General features: G+C 69.5%; 18 protein-coding genes and 1 pseudogene. 10 read left to right on the top strand and 9 right to left on the bottom strand.

The window, feature by feature from the left end:
- Positions 1–11: 11 nt before the first annotated feature.
- The 3 genes from AB5J50_RS31955 to AB5J50_RS31965 form a co-directional block, all read right to left on the bottom strand.
- Positions 12–1,085 (bottom strand): substrate-binding domain-containing protein, encoded by a 1,074-nt coding sequence (locus AB5J50_RS31955; RefSeq protein WP_369261629.1) that lies wholly within the window; start codon positions 1,083–1,085, stop codon positions 12–14.
- Between the two features lie 207 nt (positions 1,086–1,292).
- Positions 1,293–1,709 carry a hypothetical protein gene (locus AB5J50_RS31960; RefSeq protein ID WP_369261631.1) on the bottom strand — a complete coding sequence of 139 codons (417 nt, stop codon included), beginning with the start codon at positions 1,707–1,709 and terminating at the stop codon, positions 1,293–1,295.
- 102 nt (positions 1,710–1,811) lie between these two features.
- On the bottom strand, positions 1,812–3,023 hold the full coding sequence (locus AB5J50_RS31965; protein ID WP_369261633.1) for a pyridoxal phosphate-dependent aminotransferase: 1,212 nt from the start codon (positions 3,021–3,023) through the stop codon (positions 1,812–1,814).
- Positions 3,024–3,149: 126 nt separating this feature from the next.
- Between AB5J50_RS31965 and AB5J50_RS31970 the strand changes: the two genes are divergently transcribed.
- On the top strand, positions 3,150–3,821 hold the full coding sequence (locus tag AB5J50_RS31970) for a hypothetical protein (RefSeq protein ID WP_369261635.1): 672 nt from the start codon (positions 3,150–3,152) through the stop codon (positions 3,819–3,821).
- A gap of 184 nt (positions 3,822–4,005) precedes the next feature.
- Complete coding sequence (locus AB5J50_RS31975) at positions 4,006–4,902, top strand: serine protease (protein ID WP_369261637.1); 897 nt, start codon at positions 4,006–4,008, stop codon at positions 4,900–4,902.
- 21 nt (positions 4,903–4,923) lie between these two features.
- On the opposite strand, the gene AB5J50_RS31980 is transcribed toward AB5J50_RS31975, so the two are convergent.
- Complete coding sequence (locus AB5J50_RS31980; protein ID WP_369261638.1) at positions 4,924–6,549, bottom strand: amidohydrolase family protein; 1,626 nt, start codon at positions 6,547–6,549, stop codon at positions 4,924–4,926.
- A 10-nt stretch (positions 6,550–6,559) separates the two neighbouring features.
- The gene (locus tag AB5J50_RS31985; RefSeq protein ID WP_369261640.1) at positions 6,560–7,837 is read right to left on the bottom strand and encodes an amino acid deaminase; all 1,278 of its coding nucleotides are present in this window, start codon (positions 7,835–7,837) and stop codon (positions 6,560–6,562) included.
- Between the two features lie 197 nt (positions 7,838–8,034).
- Here AB5J50_RS31985 and AB5J50_RS31990 point away from each other — a divergent pair, with 197 nt between their 5' ends.
- The 6 genes and pseudogenes from AB5J50_RS31990 to AB5J50_RS32015 all read left to right on the top strand — a co-directional run bounded on the left by AB5J50_RS31990 (position 8,035) and on the right by AB5J50_RS32015 (position 12,506).
- Complete coding sequence (locus AB5J50_RS31990) at positions 8,035–9,075, top strand: sugar kinase (protein WP_369261642.1); 1,041 nt, start codon at positions 8,035–8,037, stop codon at positions 9,073–9,075.
- Positions 9,072–9,839 carry an IclR family transcriptional regulator gene (locus tag AB5J50_RS31995; protein ID WP_369261644.1) on the top strand — a complete coding sequence of 256 codons (768 nt, stop codon included), beginning with the start codon at positions 9,072–9,074 and terminating at the stop codon, positions 9,837–9,839. The genes AB5J50_RS31990 and AB5J50_RS31995 overlap by 4 nt, the downstream gene beginning before the upstream one ends.
- A 7-nt stretch (positions 9,840–9,846) precedes the next feature.
- Positions 9,847–10,257, top strand: a complete 411-nt coding sequence (locus AB5J50_RS32000) for a RidA family protein (RefSeq protein ID WP_369261645.1) — start codon at positions 9,847–9,849, stop codon at positions 10,255–10,257.
- Between the two features lie 234 nt (positions 10,258–10,491).
- A complete protein-coding gene (locus AB5J50_RS32005) occupies positions 10,492–11,571 on the top strand; it encodes an RNA-guided endonuclease InsQ/TnpB family protein (protein WP_369261647.1) in 1,080 nt (359 codons plus the stop codon).
- An 80-nt stretch (positions 11,572–11,651) separates the two neighbouring features.
- Positions 11,652–11,839: pseudogene (locus AB5J50_RS32010) on the top strand (hypothetical protein); the annotation flags it as partial.
- A gap of 94 nt (positions 11,840–11,933) precedes the next feature.
- Positions 11,934–12,506, top strand: coding sequence for a hypothetical protein (locus tag AB5J50_RS32015; protein WP_369261649.1), 573 nt, complete (start codon positions 11,934–11,936; stop codon positions 12,504–12,506).
- A gap of 69 nt (positions 12,507–12,575) precedes the next feature.
- Here AB5J50_RS32015 and AB5J50_RS32020 read toward each other — a convergent pair whose 3' ends face one another.
- On the bottom strand, positions 12,576–13,952 hold the full coding sequence (locus tag AB5J50_RS32020; protein ID WP_369261651.1) for a M14 family metallopeptidase: 1,377 nt from the start codon (positions 13,950–13,952) through the stop codon (positions 12,576–12,578).
- A gap of 227 nt (positions 13,953–14,179) precedes the next feature.
- On the opposite strand from AB5J50_RS32020, the gene AB5J50_RS32025 reads away from it, so the two are divergent.
- Positions 14,180–15,562: an Nramp family divalent metal transporter gene (locus tag AB5J50_RS32025; RefSeq protein ID WP_369261652.1), complete on the top strand. Its 1,383-nt coding sequence runs from the start codon at positions 14,180–14,182 to the stop codon at positions 15,560–15,562.
- Here AB5J50_RS32025 and AB5J50_RS32030 read toward each other — a convergent pair.
- The 3 genes from AB5J50_RS32030 to AB5J50_RS32040 form a co-directional block, all read right to left on the bottom strand.
- Positions 15,531–16,805, bottom strand: a complete 1,275-nt coding sequence (locus AB5J50_RS32030) for a hypothetical protein (protein WP_369261654.1) — start codon at positions 16,803–16,805, stop codon at positions 15,531–15,533. The genes AB5J50_RS32025 and AB5J50_RS32030 overlap by 32 nt on opposite strands.
- Positions 16,806–16,883: 78 nt before the next feature.
- On the bottom strand, positions 16,884–17,399 hold the full coding sequence (locus AB5J50_RS32035; RefSeq protein WP_369261656.1) for a SigE family RNA polymerase sigma factor: 516 nt from the start codon (positions 17,397–17,399) through the stop codon (positions 16,884–16,886).
- 116 nt (positions 17,400–17,515) lie between these two features.
- Positions 17,516–19,204: a chitinase gene (locus AB5J50_RS32040; protein WP_369261658.1), complete on the bottom strand. Its 1,689-nt coding sequence runs from the start codon at positions 19,202–19,204 to the stop codon at positions 17,516–17,518.
- Between the two features lie 380 nt (positions 19,205–19,584).
- On the opposite strand from AB5J50_RS32040, the gene AB5J50_RS32045 reads away from it, so the two are divergent.
- Positions 19,585–20,469 carry a hypothetical protein gene (locus AB5J50_RS32045; RefSeq protein WP_369261659.1) on the top strand — a complete coding sequence of 295 codons (885 nt, stop codon included), beginning with the start codon at positions 19,585–19,587 and terminating at the stop codon, positions 20,467–20,469.
- Positions 20,470–20,578 lie beyond the last annotated feature (109 nt).

Here is a 20,578-nt window from a genome sequence, read left to right on the forward strand (position 1 = left end):
TGCTGTTCCCCCTAGTTCCCGGCCCGGCGCGCCATCTCGTGCAGCACCTTGGAGGCGGGCACGGGCGCCTGCCGGACGCCGGTCAGCTTCTGGTTGAGATAGGCGGTGTGGCCGGTGGTCGCCGCCGTGAACTCGGCGGTCGCACCCTGCGGCCGGAACCCGTGCCGGACGGCGAGCCTGCGCAACGTCGGGTCGCTGCTGAGGAGTTCACCCAGCGCGCGGCCCTGAGGCGTGAGCGGTACGACGGTGTGGTCGCTGTTGGCCGTGGTGTCCGGGTAGAGGACGGTGAGGTCGCCGGTGTCCTGGCCCTCGGCGAGCAGCGCGGCGACCTGCGACTCGTAGACGAGGACGAGCGGGTTGCCCGCCCCGCTGATGAAGTCGCGGAACTCCGCGTCCGTGCTGGTCTGCTGGGCCCCCTGGACGCTGACGAGCTTGCGCATGAGGGGCGCGGTGCGCTCGACGGCGGCGGTGTCGGCGGCCACGCGTCCGCCGTCGGCGACGTACGAGGCGGCGGCGAGGTAGAGGGCGCCCGAGTTGGAGGTGTCCGGGTCGGTGGTGGCGATGTAGAGGGTGCCGGTCAACTCGCCGTGCTGGTCGGCCCCCTTGAGCTGCTGCCACGTCCGGTCGTGCCGGGCCGCGTCGAGGTAGGCGGCCATCTTCAGCGTGCCGGTGTTCCTGTCGACGGTGGCGAGGCCGTTGGCGGCGAGTACCTGGGCCGCGCTGCGATGAGCCACGACAACGAGCGGCGAGTAGAAGGGCCGGGGGAGGGGCTGCCGTACGTGGTACTTGTCGGCGAGCTCGTCGGCCGGCGCCTGGCTGGACGGGAAGGCGAAGTCGTAGCCCTTGAGGTCGAGCCCCTCCATGGCCCAGGACCCGGAGGTCTCCGTCTTCACGGTGTAGCCCTTGGCAGCGAGGGCCTTCACCACGTCGGGATCGGCGAAGAACTCCGCCTTCTCCGATCCGATCACTCCTTGCACGGTCTTCGTTGCCGTGCCCTTGTCCTGACCATCGCGGCCTGCGACAACGGCTGCTACCACGCCGCCGATCAGCAGGACCGCCAGGACGATCCCTGCGATGCGTCTCACAGCGGGGAGCTTGCTCCCGGACTCCAACATTCCCCGGCGCACGGGGTGAACGGCGGGTGTCGGAGGGGTCCCGGTACGCAACCGGAGGCGGCGCCTCCCATCACTCCAGGTCGACCGGCGGTGTGTGGCACCCGGTCCGCACGACGCTGTGGGTGCGCGCGGACCGGGGCCGTACGGGGGAGCCGTGGGCTCGGGGAGCCCGGGGGCTCAGTGGGACGCGAGTGCGCGGGAGCCGGCGGCGGACGCGTGGGCGTCCATCTGTTCGGCCGCCAGAATCGCGGCCGCCGTGTCCGCGCGGGACGCCGCGACGACGAGGGCGCGGCCGGCGAGGGCGTGTGCCCGCTGGTGGAGAGTCACGAGCTGCGGCTCGTGGACGGCGGCCGAGGGACGGACCGGGGTGACGCCCTCCCGCAGCCGGGCCACCTGCTGCGCGAGCCGCTCTGCGGCCGTGTCCAGCGCGGGAGAGGGCGCGAGTGAGCGGATCTCGTCCGTCACGGCGAGCAGTGCCGCGAGGTGGCCGGCGAGCTGGATGTCCAGCTCCTCCTCGCGCGACCGGTGGGGGAAGTCGGAGGGGGCGGTGCCGGCCATCGTGTGGACCGACTTGGTGCGGATCGGTTCGTACATTGGGATGGCCTCCTGTGCTGACAGGAAACCATCCTAGCTTAGATTTCGTCTAAAGTTGAGCCTGGTCGCAGAACTGGCCGCCCCGCGCACACAGGGTGAGGGTCACGGCTGGCTGTAGCCGTCCAGGAAGTTCCCGATCCGGGTCACCGCGTCGGTCAGATCTCCGACCGTCGGCAGCGTGACCACCCGGAAGTGGTCCGCCTCGGGCCAGTTGAAGCCCGTCCCCTGGACGACCATGATCTTCTCGCGGCGCAGCAGGTCGAGGACCATCCGCCGGTCGTCCTTGATCTTGAAGACCTTCGGGTCCAGGCGCGGGAAGAGGTACAGCGCCCCCTTCGGCTTCACGCAGCTCACGCCAGGGATCTGCGTCAGCAGCTCGTAGGCGACATCCCGCTGCTCCTTCAGCCGCCCGCCCGGCAGTACCAGGTCGTTGATCGTCTGGCGCCCGCTGAGCGCGGCGACCACCCCGTGCTGGCCCGGCATGTTCGCGCACAGCCGCATGTTCGCGAGGATCGTCAGGCCCTCGATATAGGAGTCCGCATGCGCGCGCGGGCCGGAGATCGCCATCCAGCCGACCCGGTAGCCCGCCACCCGGTACGCCTTCGACATGCCGTTGAAGGTGAGGGTGAGCAGGTCAGGGGCGATCGAGGCGGTCGACGTGTGGGTGGCACCGTCGTAAAGGATCTTGTCGTAGATCTCGTCGGAGCAGACCAGCAGGTTGTGGCGGCGGGCGATGTCGGTCAGCCCGCGCAGCATGGCGTCGTCGTACACCGCACCCGTCGGATTGTTCGGGTTGATGATCACGATGGCCTTGGTGCGGTCGGTGACCTTCCGCTCCACGTCCGCGAGGTCGGGCATCCAGTCGGACTGCTCGTCGCAGCGGTAGTGGACGGCCGTACCGCCGGAGAGCGACACGGCGGCGGTCCACAGCGGATAGTCCGGCGACGGTACGAGCACCTCGTCGCCGTCGTCCAGCAGGCCCTGCATCGCCATGACGATGAGCTCGGAGACGCCGTTGCCGATGAAGACGTGCTCGACGTCCGTCTCGATGCCGAGGGTCTGGTTGTGCATGACCACTGCCCGGCGGGCCGCGAGCAGGCCCTTCGCGTCGCCGTAGCCGTGCGCCGACGAGACGTTGCGGAGGATGTCCTCAAGGATCTCGGGCGGGCACTCGAAGCCGAAGGCGGCCGGGTTGCCCGTGTTGAGCTTGAGGATGCGGTGTCCGGCCGCCTCAAGCCGCATCGCCTCCTCAAGAACCGGACCCCGGATCTCGTAGCAGACGTTGGCGAGCTTCGTGGACTGGATCACCTGCATGTCCGTGAGCTTACGGCCGCGTAACGCTCGGCGGGGCGTGTTTTCCACCACGTGAGACGTGCCGGTTCCGTCAGTTTTGTCCGCTCATTACGTCGCAAGCCCTTGCGGTCTCTACAATGCGCGCCCATGTCCAGGCAGCACGGCGAACCCGACGCCCGGCCGAGGGTGTACCTCCCGCAGAGCGACGGCGAGGCGCCCCCGGCCTATGAGTCGTACATGGACCCCGCTGAGGCGCATGGCTGGCAGAAGGGCTACGAAGACGGTGCCGAGGGTGGTGACGGCGACGACACCATCGAGCAGGCAGCCGTCCCCGGCGGGTACGAAATCCTCCCGGGCGAGCCCTCGGGCGACCCCGAGGGCCGCCACGAGCGGCTGCTGCGCCGGCGCCGTGCCCGGCTGCTGCGCCGGCTCGCCGTGGCCGGCGGGGCGGCGTGCGTCGTCCTTCTCGCCGTCCTGATCTCGGGTGCGTTCGACTCCGGGTCGTCCAACGGATCGGGCGGCACGACCGGGGGGACGGCCCCGCCCCCGAGGCTCGCCACGGGAGCCGCCGCACCCACGGAGGGTTCCGCCTCGACCGGGGGAACCTCCTCGGCGAGCGAGCCCACGACGTCGCCCCGCGCGTCCGAGAGCGCGGGAAGCGCTTCCGCCTCCCCGGGCGCGTCCGCGTCCGCGAGCGCCTCGACGGGCCCCGCGTCCACGGCTCCCGCGACCGCCACCACCACGGCCGGGGCCGAGGCCGGGGCCGGCCCCGGCAACTCCAACGGCCACGGCCAGGGATCCACAAAGCGGCCCAAGTAGCCGCCGGTTCCCCGCGACCGGGCCGACGCTCTTTCAGATCGCCGGCAGGGCACTCGAACAAGCCGCCCCCTAGGCCAAAAACAACTCCTTGCCCCCCAATCCCCCTCCCCTCACAATGCGCATGACAAAACTGAAGGTGACCGGAAGATCTCCTGTCACCCAAGTCGCAAGAGGGGACCCCCACATGAGAAAGCCTCTCGTTGCCGCGCTCTTCGCTCTGGTGATCGCCGGAGCGGGCGCGGCACCCGCGGTCGCGGCACCCGCGCCCGAGTCGGCAGCCGCGTCGACGTCCGCGTCGGCATCCGCGGTCAAGGCGGACACCAAGGCGGCGGCGACGCCGACCCTCCAGGCCGTCAACCTCGCCGGGACCGTCGCGCTCAGCAACTGCTCCGGCTCCGTCATACGCTTCCCGAACTCCCTGGACACCGCCCCGGCGCTGGTGCTCTCCAACGGTCACTGCCTGGAGACCGGCTTCCCGGACCCCGGTGAGGTGATCGTCGGCCAGTCGTCCAGCCGCACCTTCGGCCTGCTCAACTCGGCCGGCACCCGGGTCGCCACGCTGCGCGCCAGCAAGGTCGCGTACTCGACGATGACTGACACGGACGTCACGATCTACCAGCTCACCAGCACCTACGCGACGATCAAGAGCTCGTACGGCATCAGCCCGCTGACCGTGCAGGACACGCACCCGACCGCCGGCACCGCCATCACCGTCGCCTCCGGCTACTGGAAGCGGCTCTACAACTGCAACATCGACGGGTTCGTGTACCGCCTCAAGGAGGGCGACTGGACCTGGAAGGACTCGATCCGCTACACCTCCGCCTGCAACACCATCGGCGGCACCTCGGGCTCGCCCGTCATCGACCAGTCCACCGGCAAGGTCGTCGCCGTCAACAACACCGGCAACGAGGACGGCGAGACCTGCACCGTGGACAACCCCTGCGAGGTGGACGCGAGCGGCAACGTCACCATCCACCAGGGCATCAACTACGCCGAGGAGACCTACCAGATCCCGGCCTGCTTCACGACCGGCAACGTGCTCAACCTGAGCGCGAGCGGGTGCACCCTGCCCAAGCCGTAACTCCTGTGCGGCGGCGGGCGGTCACCGCGGAGTCCGGCGGACCGCCCGCCCCGCCAGTACGTCCGTCCTGCGCCCGTCCTCGATCACGAAGCGGCCGTCGACGATGACGTGCGGGATACCGGCCGGGAGCGTGCGCGGCGCCTCGAAGGTCGAACCCGCGGCGACCGTGGCCGGGTCGAAGAGGACCAGATCGGCACGGTAGCCCTCACGGACCAGGCCGCGGTCGGGCAGCCGCAGCCGGGCGGCGGGGCGGCCGGTGAGATGGGCGACGCACTCCTCCAGCGAGAGGACGCCCAACTCCCGTACGTAGTGGCCGAGATACCGGGGGAAGGTGCCGTACGCCCGCGGGTGCGGTTTGTCGCCCCGCAGGATGCCGTCGGAGCCGCCCGTGTGCACGGGGTGGCGCATGATCTGCCGGACGTTCTCCTCGTGGCCCACGTGCTGGAGGATCGTCGGACCCAGGCCGTCCTCGACGAGCAGACGGCGGGCGGTCACCCAGGGGGCCTCGCCGCACCGGTCGGCGGAGTCCTGGACCGTCCTGCCGACGTAGGGCGCGAGCGCCGGGTCGCCGACGCCCGAGATCTCGATCGTGTCCCACTCGATGGGCACGCCGTGACAGCCGTCCGCGCCGACGACCTCCATGTGGTGCCGGATCCGCTCGGCCGTCGTGTCGTCCTCCAGGCGGGCCAGGATCGCCTCCGGACCGCCCTCGCTCGCCCAGCTCGGCAGCATCGCCACGAGGGTCGTGCAGCCAGGGGTGTACGGATAGGTGTCGAGGGTGATGTCCGCGCCCTCCGCCAGCGCTTTGTCCAGGAGGGCGAGCAGATCCGGGGCCTTCCCCTTGTTCACGCCGAAGTTCATGGTGGCGTGGGCGAGGTGGAGCGGGCAGCCGGCGTCGCGGGTGAGGGCCACCATCTCCTCGTACGCCTCCAGGGCGCCCGCCCCGTACGAGCGGTGGTGCGGGCAGTAGTAGCCACCGTGCGCGGCGACCACCCTGCACAGCTCGGTGAGTTCGGCGTCCTTGGCGTACATCCCGGGGGTGTACGTCAGCCCGGACGACATGCCGACGGCGCCCTCCCGCAGGCCGTCCGCGACCAACTGCCGCATCCGGTCCAGCTCCTGGGGCGTCGCCTCGCGGTCCTCCCAGCCGACGGCGAGCATGCGCACGGTGCCCTGCGGGACGAGATACGCGGCGTTCACGGCGATGCCCTCGCCGTCGAAGCCGTGGTCGAGGCGGTCCAGGTACTCCCCGACCGACCGCCAGCTGAAGTCGATGTCGTCGCCGTCGCCGTTCCAGCCGGTGATCGCCCTGCGGACCTCGGCGAGCGTACGGTCGTCCACCGGTGCGTACGACAGGCCGTCCTGGCCGAGGACTTCGAGGGTCACCCCCTGCGCCGCCTTCGCGCTGTGGTCCGGGTCCCTCAGCAGCGCGAGGTCGCTGTGCGCGTGCATGTCGATGAAACCGGGGGCGAGGGCGAGCCCGTCGGCGTCCAGCTCCCGGCGTGCGGTGGGGCGCTGGCAGCCCGCCGCCGCGGCCTCCTTGACGATCGAGACGATCCTGCCGCCGCCGACCACCACATCGGCGCGGTACGAGGGTGCGCCGGAACCGTCCACGACGTCCGCGTCACGGATGACGAGCTCTTCCACGCCAGGCCTCCTAGAAGAACGTGCGGATGTAGTCCACGACCGTGCCGTCCGCCTCGGCCACGGGAATCAGCTGCCATTTGTCGAAGGACGTGCACGGGTGGGAGAGGCCCATGCCGAGCCAGTCGCCGACCTGGAGGTCCGCCTCCTCGGTGGTGCCGAGCCAGGCGTGCTGGTCGGAGAGGCCGGTGACGCTGATGCCCGTCGCGGGGCGCTCGGCGCCCTCCCGGCGGACTACCTGGGCGAACGGCAGGTCCAGGTCGTACGCCGCGTCCCGCTTGCCCGCGTTGGCGAAGGCCTGCTCGGGGGAGGGGCGGGAGACGACCTGGGCCCAGAGCCGGAAGGCGGGGTGGAGGGCGCCCTCCTCAGGGACGCGGGTGAAGGGCGTGAGCTTGCGGTAGTGGCCGTCGTCGTGCGAGACGTACGCGCCGGAGCGCAGCAACTTCAGTACGGGAACGGAGAGTTCGGGGATCTCCGCGAAGACGTCGGCGACCGCGTCGAACCAGGCGCTGCCGCCCGCGCTGACCACGATCTCCTCAAGGCCCGTGAACCGGCCCGCCTTGTCGAAGTCCGCCGCAAGGGAGGTCAGCCGGCGCAGCCAGTCGTGGACGCGCTCGGGGGTCGCCCCCGGGACCTCGCCCTCGTAGCCCGCCACACCGACCAGGCGGAGCGTCTGCGCCCCGGCCACCGCGTCCGCGACCGCCGCGCACTCCGCCTCCGTACGGACGCCGGTGCGGGCGCCCTCACCGGCGGCGAGTTCGACGACGACGTCCACGGGGCGGGAGGTCCCGCGCAGCGCGGCGTCCATCAGCTCGACGCCGCGTACGGAGTCGACGTAACAGATGAAGCGGAAGTTCTCGTCCGCCGTCAGCTCGGCGGCGATCCAGCTCAGGGCCGCCGTGTCGACGAGCTCGTTGGCGAGGAAGATCCGGTCGATCCCGAACCGCCTCGCCACGCGCACCTGGTGGGGGACCGCGAGCGTGATGCCCCAGGCGCCGTGCTCGATCTGCTTCCAGAACAGCTGCGGGGCCATCGAGGTCTTGCCGTGCGGGGCGAAGGCGAGGCCGTGGCGGGCCGCGTACGTCTCCATCAGTTCGAGGTTGTGCGTCAGACGCTCGGCGGAGAGGGCGAGTACGGGGGTGGTGAAGCCGTCCGTGAAGAGGTTGCGGCGCTGGGCGGCCAGCTCGCCGACGGTGAGGCCCTCGGCGTCCAGAGGGAGGCCCTTGAAGCGGTGGTCGACGCGGTCCGCCGTGAGAGCGGCCAGCTGTGCTGCGGCGGTGTCGGCGCCCATGGGGCCTCCTTGGTGAAGTGCCGGCGATGAAGTGCGTGGCGATAAGTGTGTTGCGTTGAGGTGCGCTGCCCGCATGCTGGCCGTGCGTTGCACTGTCTGCAACGGTCATTGCGCATGTCGCTTACTGCTGTCTAACATCCCAGCCAACGCAGGGTCAACGGTGCCGTTGGCCCCAAGAGCGAGGAGCCCCAGCCATCGTGACCCCCCACTTTGTCGATGTCGGCACGCTTGATGTCGTCGCGCTCGGCGAGTCCATGGTCACGTTCCTGCCGTCCCGCCCGGGGCGCCTCGCCGACGTGCCGTCGTTCGAGCGGGGGATCGGCGGGGCGGAGTCGAACGTGGCGTGCGTGCTCGCCTCGGCCGGGCACAGCGTGCGGTGGGTCGGCCGGGTCGGCGCCGACGGGTTCGGCGACCACCTCGTCGAGGCGATCGCCGCGTACGGCGTCGACACCTCCGCCGTGCGACGGGACCCGGCGCGTCCGACGGGCATCTACTTCCGCACGGCGGGCGACCGGGCGACCGACGCCCACGAGGTCGCGTACTACCGGGCCGGATCCGCCGCCTCCGCGATGGCGGTGGAGAACGTGGACCTGGACACCGTCCGCGCGGGACGCGTGCTGCATCTGTCCGGGATCACCGCCGCGCTCTCCGAGGACTGTCTCGCCCTGATGCGCGAGCTCACCGCGCGCCGGCCCGGCCGCCCGCTGGTCTCCTTCGACGTCAACCACCGCCCGGGGCTGTGGCGTGACACCGCGGGACCGCACGTCCTGCTCGACCTCGCGCGCGGCGCCGACATCGTGTTCGTCGGCGAGGACGAGGCCGAAGCGGCGTGGGGGGTCACCGGCGGCCCGGCCGCTCTCCGTGCCGCGCTGCCCGAACCCCGGGCCCTGGTCGTGAAGCAGGGGTCCCGGGGCGCCACCCTCTTCGACGGCGACACGGTCATCTTCGCCCCCGCCCTGCACACCGACGTCGTGGCCCCGGTCGGCGCCGGCGACGCCTTCGCCGCCGGGTTCCTCTCCGCCACCCTGCGGGGGCTGCCCGCCAGGGACCGGCTGCGGCACGGGCACCTGATGGCCGCCGCCGCCCTCACCGTGCCCGGTGACCTCGCCGAACCTCCCGCCCGCGACCACGCCGACCGGCTGGCCGCCCTGGACGAGGACGCGTGGGGGAGACTTCGACTCGGCCCCGGCTGGACCGAAGCCGTCACGCGGGCCGACGAGGAGGTACGTACGCCATGAGCCAGACCGTCGACCGAGCGCTGAGCATCCTGCCGCTGCTCGCCGAGGGGCCCGCCGACCTCGGGCAGGTCGCCGACCGCCTCGGCGTCCACAAGTCCACGGCGCTCCGCCTCCTGCGCACGCTCCACGAGCACGGCCTCGTCTACCGCCAGTCCGACCAGCGTTACCGCCTCGGCGCCCGCCTCTTCGCCCTCGCCCAGGAGGCCGTCGAGAACCTGGACGTCCGGGAGATCGCCCACCCCCACCTCGTACGCCTCAACGAGCAGTGCGGGCACACCGTCCACCTCGCCGTGTACGAGGAGAACGAGGTCCTCTACATCGACAAGGTGGAGAGCCGGTATCCGGTGCGGATGTACTCGCGGATCGGGAAGCCGGTCGCCATCACCGTCGCGGCGGTGGCGAAGCTGCTGCTCGCCGATCTGCCCGAGGCCGAGCGCCGCGTGCTCGCCGAGAAGCTCGACTACCCCATGTACACGGCCCGTTCGATCCCGAGCGCCCCCGCCTTCCTCAAGGAGCTGGCGACGGTGCGCGAACAGGGCTGGGCCACCGACCTCGGTGGCCACGAGGAGTCCATCAACTGCGTCGCCGCCCCCATCCGTGGCGCCGACGGACGCGTCGCCGCCGCCATGTCGGTCTCCGCGCCCAACGTCGTCGTCACCGCCGACGAACTCCTCACGCTGCTCCCGCTGGTGCGCCGCACGGCGGACGCCATCAGCCGCGACTACTCCGGCAAGTCCCCCACGAAGGAAGACCCGAAGAAATGAGCACTCCATGACGGACAAGATCGCGCTCACGCCCAAGACCCACACCACGCCGCCCGCCAAGTTCTCGCACGGCGTGAAGAAGGGGAACATCCTCCAGGTCGCGGGACAGGTCGGCTTCCTGCCCGCGGAGGAGGGCAAGCCGCCCACGCCCGCCGGTCCGACGCTGCGCGAGCAGACCCTCCAGACCCTCGCCAACGTCCGGGCGATCCTCGAAGAGGGCGGCGCCACCTGGGACGACGCGATGATGATCCGCGTTTACCTGACCGATACCGGGCACTTCGCCGAGTTGAATGAGATTTATGACCGATACTTCGAGGAGCAGGGCCTCACGCAAGTTCCCGCCGCGCGGACAACGGTGTATGTCGGTCTGCCCAAGGGCCTGTTGGTCGAGATCGATGCCCTGGCAGTGCTCGACTGACTGATCGGGGCTCGAACCCGTGACCTTTCCGCGGTTGTTCCGTTGATCTGATCAGCGGAACCACTTGGAGGGGAGCATGGGCGAGAGGGCGACACGCCACCGTGGCAGCCATACGCGTCTTGCTCTGACGCCTGCGCAGGAGGCCTGCCTCGATGAGCAGGCCCACGCCGCGAGGGCGTTGTGGAACCTGCTGCACGAGCTGTTCACCGTTTCCGGCGCCCGCCTCTCGCCTACATGGACGGTGAGATCCGTTGGGCGCGAGCCAATGTTGACTGGCTTTCGGCGCTTCCGGCTCAAGCGGCGCAGGCTGTATTGAAGGCGTACCACCGTGCGTGGGTGAACTGCTGGGAGAGCAGGACGGAAGCGCCGTCCTACAAGTCCCGCTCCCGTGCGGTGCTGGCGGTGGACATCCCGCAGGGACGGGATCTGCACGTGACGCGCGTGCACAGGCGGTGGGGGATGGTGAACATTCCGAAGCTCGGGCGAGTGCGGTTCCGCTGGACGAGGGACCTGCCCGGGGTGACCAGGGGCGGCCCTGCAGGCCGGATCACCGGGGCGCGTCTGGTCAAGGACGCGCTTGGCTGGCACATCGCGTTCCGCACCGAGAGCGAGGGGCGGGTGCCCGCATCCAGGAACGGGGCCGACTCGCACGTCGGCATCGACCGGGGTATAGCCGTTCCCCTCGCTCTCTCCGACGGCAGGGCTTACGAGCACGGGCCGTGGCTGACCAAGGAGGAAGATGCTCGGCTGCTGCGCGTTCAGCGGGAGGCCGCGCACCGAAAGCAGTACAGGAAGCCCGGCGTGAGGGTCTCGAAGAGGCTGCGCGCTGTGTACGACCGGATCAAGGACCTGCGTGCGAGAGCCAAGCGGCGGGTGCTCGACTGGCAGCACAAGACCACGACTGCTATCGCCGAGGAATACGCGCTGGTATCAGTGGAACAGCTCAGCGTTGTGAACATGGTCAAGTCCGCAAGGGGAAACCCCGACTCGCCGGGTGCCAAGGTGGCACAGAAGCCGGGGCTCAACCGCAGGATCGCGGGCGAGGCGTGGGGGCGTACCGTCGAACTGCTGGCGTACAAGCTCGACGATCGTGGCAGTGTTCTGGTCAGGGTGCCCGCGCCCGGAACGTCATTGCGCTGTTCCGAGTGCGGGGCTGTCACGCCTGGTAGCCGCGAGTCTCAGGCACGGTTCGCATGCCGAAACCCCGAGTGCGGCTGGTCTGGTAACGCCGACTTCAACGCGAGTCGCAACATCGACCAGGCGGGTCTCGTACTCGCCGCGGCTGCCGGGAGGGCAGTCGTCAGGCAGACCTGAGCGCTGTCGAACTTCCCGGAGTGATCCAGGGGAGAATCTCTCGCCCTGCGCGGGAGAGAGCTCCAAAACACCTACTTCGAGGCTCTGTCTTCGCCTCGCACGTCAACGACGGCGCCCGCGCGCGGAGCGCGCCAATGGATGCAGCTGGATGGTCGCCAAGTACTTCGGCATCAGCGAGCGCGACACCCTCAAGACCTGGACCGTCCTGGAGACGGTGCTGTCGGTGGTGGGCTTCGCGGTCGCGGCGGTGCTGAGCCTCTTCGTTTAGGCACACCGGTATTCAGCCGTCCCACTGCACGGTTTTCGAACCGCAACCGGGGCTGGCTGTCGCTGACACAGGATCGTCGACCATACTTCGCGCTGTGGAGCAGCGCATAGGTTCGAAGAGTCAGCCCCTGGACGCCGCCGCGGTCAACCCGGCATACATCCCCGGGCTCACGTCACCCGTGCCCGCGGAGCCGGAAGGCGCGGAGCCGCAAGGCGCGGTGGTCGAGGACGCCGACGTCGAGGAAGCCGTCTCCGAGGAGACGGCTTCCGAGCAGGAGGAGACCGAGACCGAGGACGAGACCGGGGGTGACACCGAGGTCGAGGCAGAAGCTGAAGCCGAGGCCGAAGCCGAACCGGAGGCCGACCCCGACGGTCCGGTCTTCGAGGCCTCCGACCGGCGCGCCTCGATCAAGGCCGACCACAGCGGCGTACACCTGCGTCTGGACGACCAGGCGGCGGAGTTCCGCTGGGAGGAGATCGGCGCCGTCGAGACGGAGTCCCCGCGCTTCGGGAAGCGGATCACCATCACGGTGCACACGCCGGACCGCCGCTGGTACCCGATCGAGATCGAGGCCAAGTCCCGCTCCCGCTTCCAGGAGTGGGAGAACCAGCTGGACGCGGTACTGGACGCCTACTTCGACGAAGACGCGGAGGAAAGCGCCCCGTAAGGGGCGCGGGGAACTGCGCGACCAGCCACAACCGGCCCGCAGTTCCCCGACTACCGATTCACCCCAGTCCTAACTGCAGTACTGGGCCGCCTTACCAATGGACCGGTACATACAGTCCGCGTTCTCCAGCAGCTGCAGCACGGCATCCCGGTTCCGTGAGGTCTCCCGCTCGATGACCTCGTCGGGCGGGTAGAAGCCGCCGCCGGAGCTGGACGTCGGGTACATCTCGAAGGTGTAGTCGAAGATCTTCTGGGAGCCCCAGAGATAGTCGTCGATCGAGCCGTCGGTGATGTACAGGTCGCTGGACTGCTCGGCGGTGTACCCGTTGCTGGCGGCCATCTTCTGGCCGACGGCCTTGAACGCGGCGGCGTCGTCCGCGGTCATGCCGGTCGCGGTGTCGGCGGTGGTGTACCCGAAGGGCCACAGCACGAGCTCGCTGTAGGTGTGGAAGTCGATCCCGGCCTTGATCTGCTGCGCGCCGCCGACGACCCGGCTGCGCACGAAGTCCGCGACCACCTTGACCTCGGGCGCCGACTCGGCGGACGTACCGCGGTAGGTCTCGGAGGACGTGGAGCCCGAGGAACCGCCGCAGCAGCCCCACTTGTAGTTCCAGTTCCGGTTGAGGTCCGTACCGACGTACGAGGAACCGGAGTTGGGCTGACGGTTCTTGCGCCACGAGCGGTACGAGCCCGTCGCGATGTCGTACTCGCCGCCGTCGGGGTTGAGGTCCGGGACGATCCAGATCTCGCGGTTGTTCACCATGCTGGTGACGCGGGAGTCGGAGCCGTAGCCCGCGCCGAGTTCGCGCAGCAGGTACAGCGCCATCTCGACGGTCAGGTGCTCACGGGCGTGCTGGTGGAAGGTGAGGAGGACCTCGGGCTCGGCCTCATCGGTCGCGACGTTGTCGCTGACCTTGATGGCGACGATGTCCCGGCCCTGGTACGACTTGCCGATCACCTTCTTGCTCATGATGCTCGGGTACGCCGCGAGACGCTGGTCGATCTCCGTGTTCATCTCGGCGTAGTTGTGGTACTTCGAGTCCGCCGTCGGGAAGTCGAGGATCCGTACGTCGTCGGCGCTGCTCGCCCGGTTCGGTGCCGAGCCCAACAGTGAGACGTCATAGCCCTGTTGGCGCAGCTTCTTGATCTGGTCCGCGCGGCCGGATACGACGACGGTCTCCTCGTCGGCCTCGTCCACGGTGACCCCGGCCTGCTGGATCGCCGTACGGGTCAGTGGAGTTGTGCTCTGGTGGATCTCGTACTGCTTGATGTCGTCGGACGAGGGCGCGGGGGCCTTCACTCCGCTCGCCGTGGCGTCGGTGGCCGTGGCGGTGAGGGGAGCCGCGAGGGCGAGGGCCGCGAGGACGGCGAGAGCGGCGGTGCGCCGCCCGCTTCTGCCTTTGCCGTCCGGGCTGCCGGCGCCGCTGCCGCGTATGCGAAGTCGCATGAAGTCTCCTTGTTTCTCCAGGAATTCCGGGATCTCCGGAATGTGGGGAGTGGAGCGGGGGGTGGTTCATGGCGACGTGCCTGGTGCGGGTGTGGCGCTCATCGTGAGGCCATGGCATGAGCAGGTCAAGACACGACAAAGAGCCGATGGCGGGATCCGGCCGAAAATCGGCCGGGCGGCGGCATGCGCGCTTGTGCCGCTCTTCCCTTTACGCTTTCTTGAACCGCATGACGGAGACCACTGGGAAGTCCGGGCAGTCAGTGTCAGGGGAGGCCGTCTCCCGCCCCCACAAGTCCAGTTGGAAGTACATCGGCCCCGGCATCGTCGTCGCCGCGACCGGCGTCGGCGCCGGTGACCTCGTCGCCACCCTCATCGCGGGCAGCAACTTCGGATACACCCTGCTCTGGGCCGCCGTCATCGGCTGCGTCGTCAAGATCTCGCTGGCCGAGGCAGCCGGCCGCTGGCATCTGTCCACCGGCCGCACCCTCTTCGACGGCTGGGCGAGTCTGGGCCGGTGGACCACGTACTTCTTCGTCGTCTACGTGGTCGTCTGGGGCTTCGTCTACGGCGCGGCGGCGATGTCGTCGAGCGCGCTGCCGCTCCAGGCGCTGTTCCCCGACGTCTTCCCGGCCGACTGGTCGATCAAGCCATGGGCGGTCATCTGCGGGCTGGTCGGCCTCGTCTTCGTCTGGTTCAACAAGTACGAGGTCTTCGAGAAGGTCATGACCGTGCTGGTGGGCGTGATGTTCGTGGTCACGGTCTATCTGGCGATCCGCGTCACCCCGAACCTCGGCCACGCCTTCGCGGGTCTGCTTCCCGTCCTCCCCGACGAGAAGGACGCGGTCCTCAACACGCTCGGCCTGATCGGCGGGGTCGGCGGCACCATCACCCTTGCCGCGTATGGCTATTGGGTCAACGCGAAGGGCTGGACGAACACCGGCTGGATGAAGGTGATGCGGCTCGACAACCGGGTCGCGTACGCCACCACCGGCATCTTCGTCATCGCCATGCTCTTCGTCGGCGCGGAGCTGCTCCACTCCGCGAATGTGGCGATCGCGAGCGGCGACCAGGGCCTCATCCAGCTCGGCGACATCCTGGAGGCGGAGTACGGCACGGCGACCGCCAAGTTCTTCCTGATCGGCTTCTTCGCGACCTCCTTCACCTCACTCATCGGCGTCTGGCACGGCGTGAGCCTGATGTTCGCCGACTTCGTGGAGCGCTATCGGTCGCGGGGCCGGGCCACGGGCGAGGAGGTCGCCTCGGGTGCGCGCGAGAAGTCCTGGCCCTTCCGCGCCTACCTCCTCTGGCTGACCTTCCCGCCCATCGTGCTCCTCTTCCAGGGCCAGCCGTTCCGCCTGGTCATCCTGTACGGCGTCCTGGGCGCGGCCTTCCTCCCCTTCCTCGCCCTCACCCTGATCTGGCTCCTCAACTCCTCCCGCACCCCGAGGGAATGGCGAAACGGCCTCCTGAGCAACGCCATGCTTGCCATCGCCGGACTGCTCTTCCTGGTCCTGTGCGTGAAACAGATCTGGGACCAGCCGTGGTCGGAGTTCTTCCAGATCCGGCGGCAGTCACCGGTCACTTCAACAGCGTCCGCCACTTCCCGCTGACCGCGATCGTCCTCAGCTCCTTCATGGTCAGCGCGGGGGTGGTGCGGGTCGCGTCGGTCTCCTGGCTGCCGGAGTTGAAGGCGCTGACGACCACTCGCATACCGTCGGTCCTGATGGTGTCGACGGTCCACATCACGACCCCCGAGCCGCCCTTCTCGCCGGGCTCCTGGCGTGTCGTGACCTTGGTGCCGTCGGCCAGGGTCTCCGCGTCGGAGCCGAAGAGCTGGTCCTCGACGTCGGACATGTCGGACTGCACATTGATCTGGACCATGCTTCGGCCCTTGCCGTCGTCGACGACCACGTACGCGTACTCGCTCTCCTGGCTGCCCTTCGCCTTCACCTGGACGCTCTTGGGGAGCAGCGCGACGAGAGCGGACTCGACCGCCTTGCCGTCGGCTTGAGGGCGCTCGTTCGGCATCCGGGTGTCCTTCGGGCTCTCGGGGATGGTGTCGACGGCCGTGCGCCATGCCTTGGCCGTGACCACGTTCTTCAACTGGGCCGGAGACAGCGGGGGGTTGGCCCTGGTGACGGGCGAGCCCTTCTCCGCGGCGGCGTTCCACTCGTTCACGCTGATCTGCTGCCCCTGCGGGGTGACGAGCTGCGCGTACCAGGTCTTGGTGTCCTCGCGGTGGTCCGGGTACTCGTACCCCTGGTAGATCATGAGCGTGGAGCCGTCGGTAAGTCGGGCCGTCGTGCAGGAGTCGTACGCCACCAGGTTCTTGTCCGGGCAGGTGGTCAACTCATCGGCCTTGCCGCTCAGGTCGATCCGGCCCATCCCGACCTCGACGGCAGCCTTTCCGTGGCCGTCGTCGTAGACGAGATGGACGTACGGGCCGACGGGGGCGTCGGTCGGGCGGGCCTCCTCCTTGCTGAACTCACCCTCGGGGAGCAGCCCTTTGAGGATCTTGAGGAGCTCCGGACCCGACACCCCGTTCGTGTCGGCGTCGGCGTCAGTGCCGGCGTCGACGCCGGACCGTACCTTCGGCGGGCCCGCGGCAGCCTGCCCTTCCCCGCCGTCCGCCCCGGGCACCAGCAGCGCCCCGCCCACACCCACCAGGGCGAGCCCGGCCACGCTTCCGGTGACCGCCATCCGGCGGCGCAGCCGGAGCCTTCGGCCGCGCGCCTCCCCAGCGGCGGCCAGCGCCCGCCGGTCGGTCTCGAAGCCGCCGCCCGCGTGCCGCAGGGCTTCGCCGAGCTGGTCCTCGAAGCGGGAGTCCTCGGCGGGGGAGTCGTCGACATGCATGGCAAACCACCGTTTCAGAAGGCCGGAAGGGGGAGCGGGAAGAAGGCAAGGAGAAGACGGGAAGCAGAGCGGAAGCGATCAGGGCGTCGCGTGTTCGCTGAGGCTGTCGCCCAGCAGGGCCCGCAGCTTGGCCAGCGCGCGGACGCAGCGGGTGCGGACGGCGGCCGAGCTGGTGTGCAGCACGTCGGCCGTCTCCTCGATGCTGCGGTCCTCCCAGTAGCGCAGGACGACCACGGCCCGGTCCTTGGCGGGCAGCCGGCGCAGCGCCTCGACCAGGGTGAGCCGCAGGGGCGTGTCACGGGCGGCGCTGCCCGGGTCGGGGACCTCCGGGAGCACGTCGGTCGCCCGCTCCTTGCTGCTGCGCAGCCGCTGATGGGCGAGGAACGTACGGGTGAGCACGGTCTGCGCGTACGCCACCGGGTTGTCACTCCGGGACACCCGTCCCCAGCTGACGTACATCCTGCCGAGCGCCTCCTGTACGAGGTCCTCGGCGAGATGGGTGTCGCCGCCGGTGAGCAGACAGGCCGAGCGGTACAGATGTCCCGCGCGGGCCGCCGCGAACTCCGCGTAGCCGTCCACACGGATCTGTCTCATGTGCTGCCCCCGGCCTTCCCGACGTCGTCACTTCATTGATGCACTGGACCCCCGGAAATGTTTCACCCCGCTCGCCGCGGATGCGGCAAGCGGGGTGAAGGAGGAGCTGAGCCGTCCTACAGCGCGTGCACGTGCGGACCCACCGAGTTCGACCAGGCGTTGCCCGCCGACGCGTCCCAGTTGGTCGACCAGGTCATCGCGCCGCGCAGGGTCGGGTAGGTCTTGGACGGCTTGAAGGAGCCGCAGTTGGTGCCCTTGGCGAGGCAGTCGAGGGCGTTGTTGACGATCGTCGGGGAGACGTAGCCGCTGCCCGCGCCGCTGGTGGAGGCGGGGAGGCCGAGGCCCACCTGGGACGGGTCGAGGCCGCCCTCCAGCTGGATGCAGGCGAGGGCGGTCAGGAAGTCGACCGAGCCCTGCGAGTACACCTTGCCGTCGCAGCCGAGCATCGAACCGCTGTTGTAGTACTGCATGTTGACGACGGTGAGGATGTCCTTGATGTTCAGGGCCGTCTGGAAGTACGTGTTCGACGTGGACTGCATGTCGATGGTCTGCGGGGCCATCGTGATGACGAGGGACGACCCGGCCTTCGACGAGAGGGACCGCAGGGCCTGTGACATGTACGTCGCGTTGAGGCCGTTCTCCAGGTCGATGTCGACGCCGTCGAAGCCGTACGTCTGCATCAGGGAGTAGACGGAGTTGGCGAAGTTGGTCGCGGACGCCGAGTCGCTCACCGACACCGTGCCGTTCTGGCCGCCGATGGAGATGATGACCTTCTTGCCGGCGGCCTGCTTGGCCTTGATGTCCGCCTTGAACTGGTCGACGGTGTAGCCGCCGAGCCCGGCCGAGTCGAGGGTGAAGCTCACCGCGCCGGGTGTTGAGGTCGCGTCCGCGAAGGCCACCGCGATGATGTCGTACTGGGACTGCACGGCGGCGATCGTCTGGACCGTCGCGCCGTTGTTGAAGTTCTGCCAGTAGCCGGTCACGGCGTGCGCGGGAACCGTCCCGCCGCCCCCACCACCGCTTGACGCGGTCGTCGTCCCGGTGACCGCCGTCGACTTCGCCGACTCACCGGCCGAGTTGGTCGCCGTGACCTGGAAGGAGTACGAGGTCGAGGCGGTCAGACCGGTGACCGTCGCCGAAGTCCCCGTCACCGACTGGACCTTGGTGCCGCCCTGGTAGACGTTGTAGCCGGTCGCACCCGAGACCGTGTTCCAGGAGAGCGAGACGGACGACGACGTCGTGGAGGAGACGGCCAGACCGGCCGGGGTCGCGGGGACGGTCGGGGCCGGGTCGGTGCCACCGCCGCCGTCGGGGCCGTACACCGACAGGTCGTCCGCGTAGTAGGCGGCCTGCGCGTACCAGCCGTGCGTGTACACCGTCACCGAGGTCGTCGACGCGCCCGTGGTGAAGGTGGTCGTCAGCTGCTTCCAGGAGGACGAGTCGGGCGTCCAGGTCGACACGTCCGTCGTGCCCGTGCCCGTCGCACCGAGGTAGGCGTACCCGCCCTGCACCCAGGCGCTCAGCGTGTACGTCGAGCTGGGCTTGACCGCGACGGACTGGGTGCACTGGGCGTTGTCCTGCCCGGCGGGCGTGGCCTTCAGCGCGGCCGAGCCGCCGTGCACCGGTGAGGAGACGGTCGTACCGCTGCTCGCGGAACACGTCCAGTTGCTCAGGCCCGACTCGTAGCCGCCGTTCTTGGCGTTGTTGATGTCCGCGGCCTGGGCCTGGCCCGCCAGGCCGGTGAGGGAGAGGACGGATGCGGTGACGATGGCGGCGAGGGCTCCGGCCCATCTCCGTTTGGGCATACGTGTGACGCGGTCCACTGGTCCTCCGGGAGGGGTGGGAGAGGTGAGGGAGGGAGGGGAGGGATGCGGAACGGTGGCCACCGTTGGATGTACAAGTTGGTCCAGACCAATTCGGTTGTCAAGACCTCTGGAGCACTCAACCTCCTTGCCGGGGTGTCGAGTTGTGGCATATTCGCCTCACTCTCCGTTGATCACGCCCCCACCTTCCGTGAGTTGATCTCGGAGATTCGGTGTTGAGCGGGGCATGCCGTGGATATGGTGCTGATGCAAGAGGACGTCACAGTGACGATCTGTGGCCATCTGTGACGGTCCATGGCGAAACAGGGACGATCTGAGGCGGTGGTTGACCACCCCGCCGCAGCGAACGGGGTGTGTGCAGCGTGCCGACCGCGATAGCCGTCACCAGTCCCGACCTGGTGCTCCCACCGCATGACCGGCAGACCCCGCCGGCGGTCGTCCAGCCGCTCGACACCCTTGAAAGCTCCCTCACCGGGATGCACGCGCTCATCGAGCAGCACGGCTATGTCATCTCGCTCTATCCGTCCTCCGTCTCCGGTGACGTGACACGGCGGCTGCACACCGTCCGCTCCGTTCTGGAGAGCGACCGCATCGCCCTGCTCGGCATCGACCTCCCGCCGCTCGGACTCGCCCTGCTCGCCCAGCAGTTGCGGCAGCTGTCGGTCTGCGACTTCAGCCCCGGGGTGCTCGCGTCCTCCGCCCGGCTGCTCGCCCACTACATCTACGCCGGCGCCCTGCTCGGCTCGGTCGCCAAGCTCGACCGGGTCCCGGTGTCCCTGAAGTCCCACGCCAAGTCCTGGGTGCCGGGCGCCCAGTTCGCCGTACTGGCCAATCCGCGACCTCAGCTCATCAAGGTCGGCCAGGAGGAGCTGCCCGGGCCCGAGTTCGGCACCCGGCTGCTCGTCGCCGCGGGCCAGCCGCCCTCCGACTGGGTCACCGCCGAGCTCGCGCCCGCCTGGCGGGCCCAGGGCGTCGCGACCGTCCCGCTCCCGGAGGAGTCGGCCCGCTGGTGGGGCACGTCGCGGCTCGCCGAGTTCGCCGCGGGGCTGTACGACGTCTCGGTGCTCTACCAGCTCGTCTCGTCCGTACGCCGGGAGGAGTGCCACTGGTGCGGCCTCGAACTCATCGGGGACCGCTGCGGGTTCTGCGCCGCGCCACTTCCGCCACCACCGTCGTCGAACGAGCTTCCGACCACCGTCACCCGGGCAGTCTCCTCAGTACGCGCCCTGCCCCGGGGCGCCACATAGGCCACCTACGCGCAGCTGAACAACAAGCAGCACAACAAGCTGAACAGCCGGCTGAACAACACCAGGCACGACCGCTCGACCCCGCCGTCCCCGCCCCACGAACGAGGTT

The sequence above is a fragment of the Streptomyces sp. R35 genome, assembly GCF_041053035.1.
Lineage (GTDB): Bacteria > Actinomycetota > Actinomycetes > Streptomycetales > Streptomycetaceae > Streptomyces > Streptomyces lutosisoli.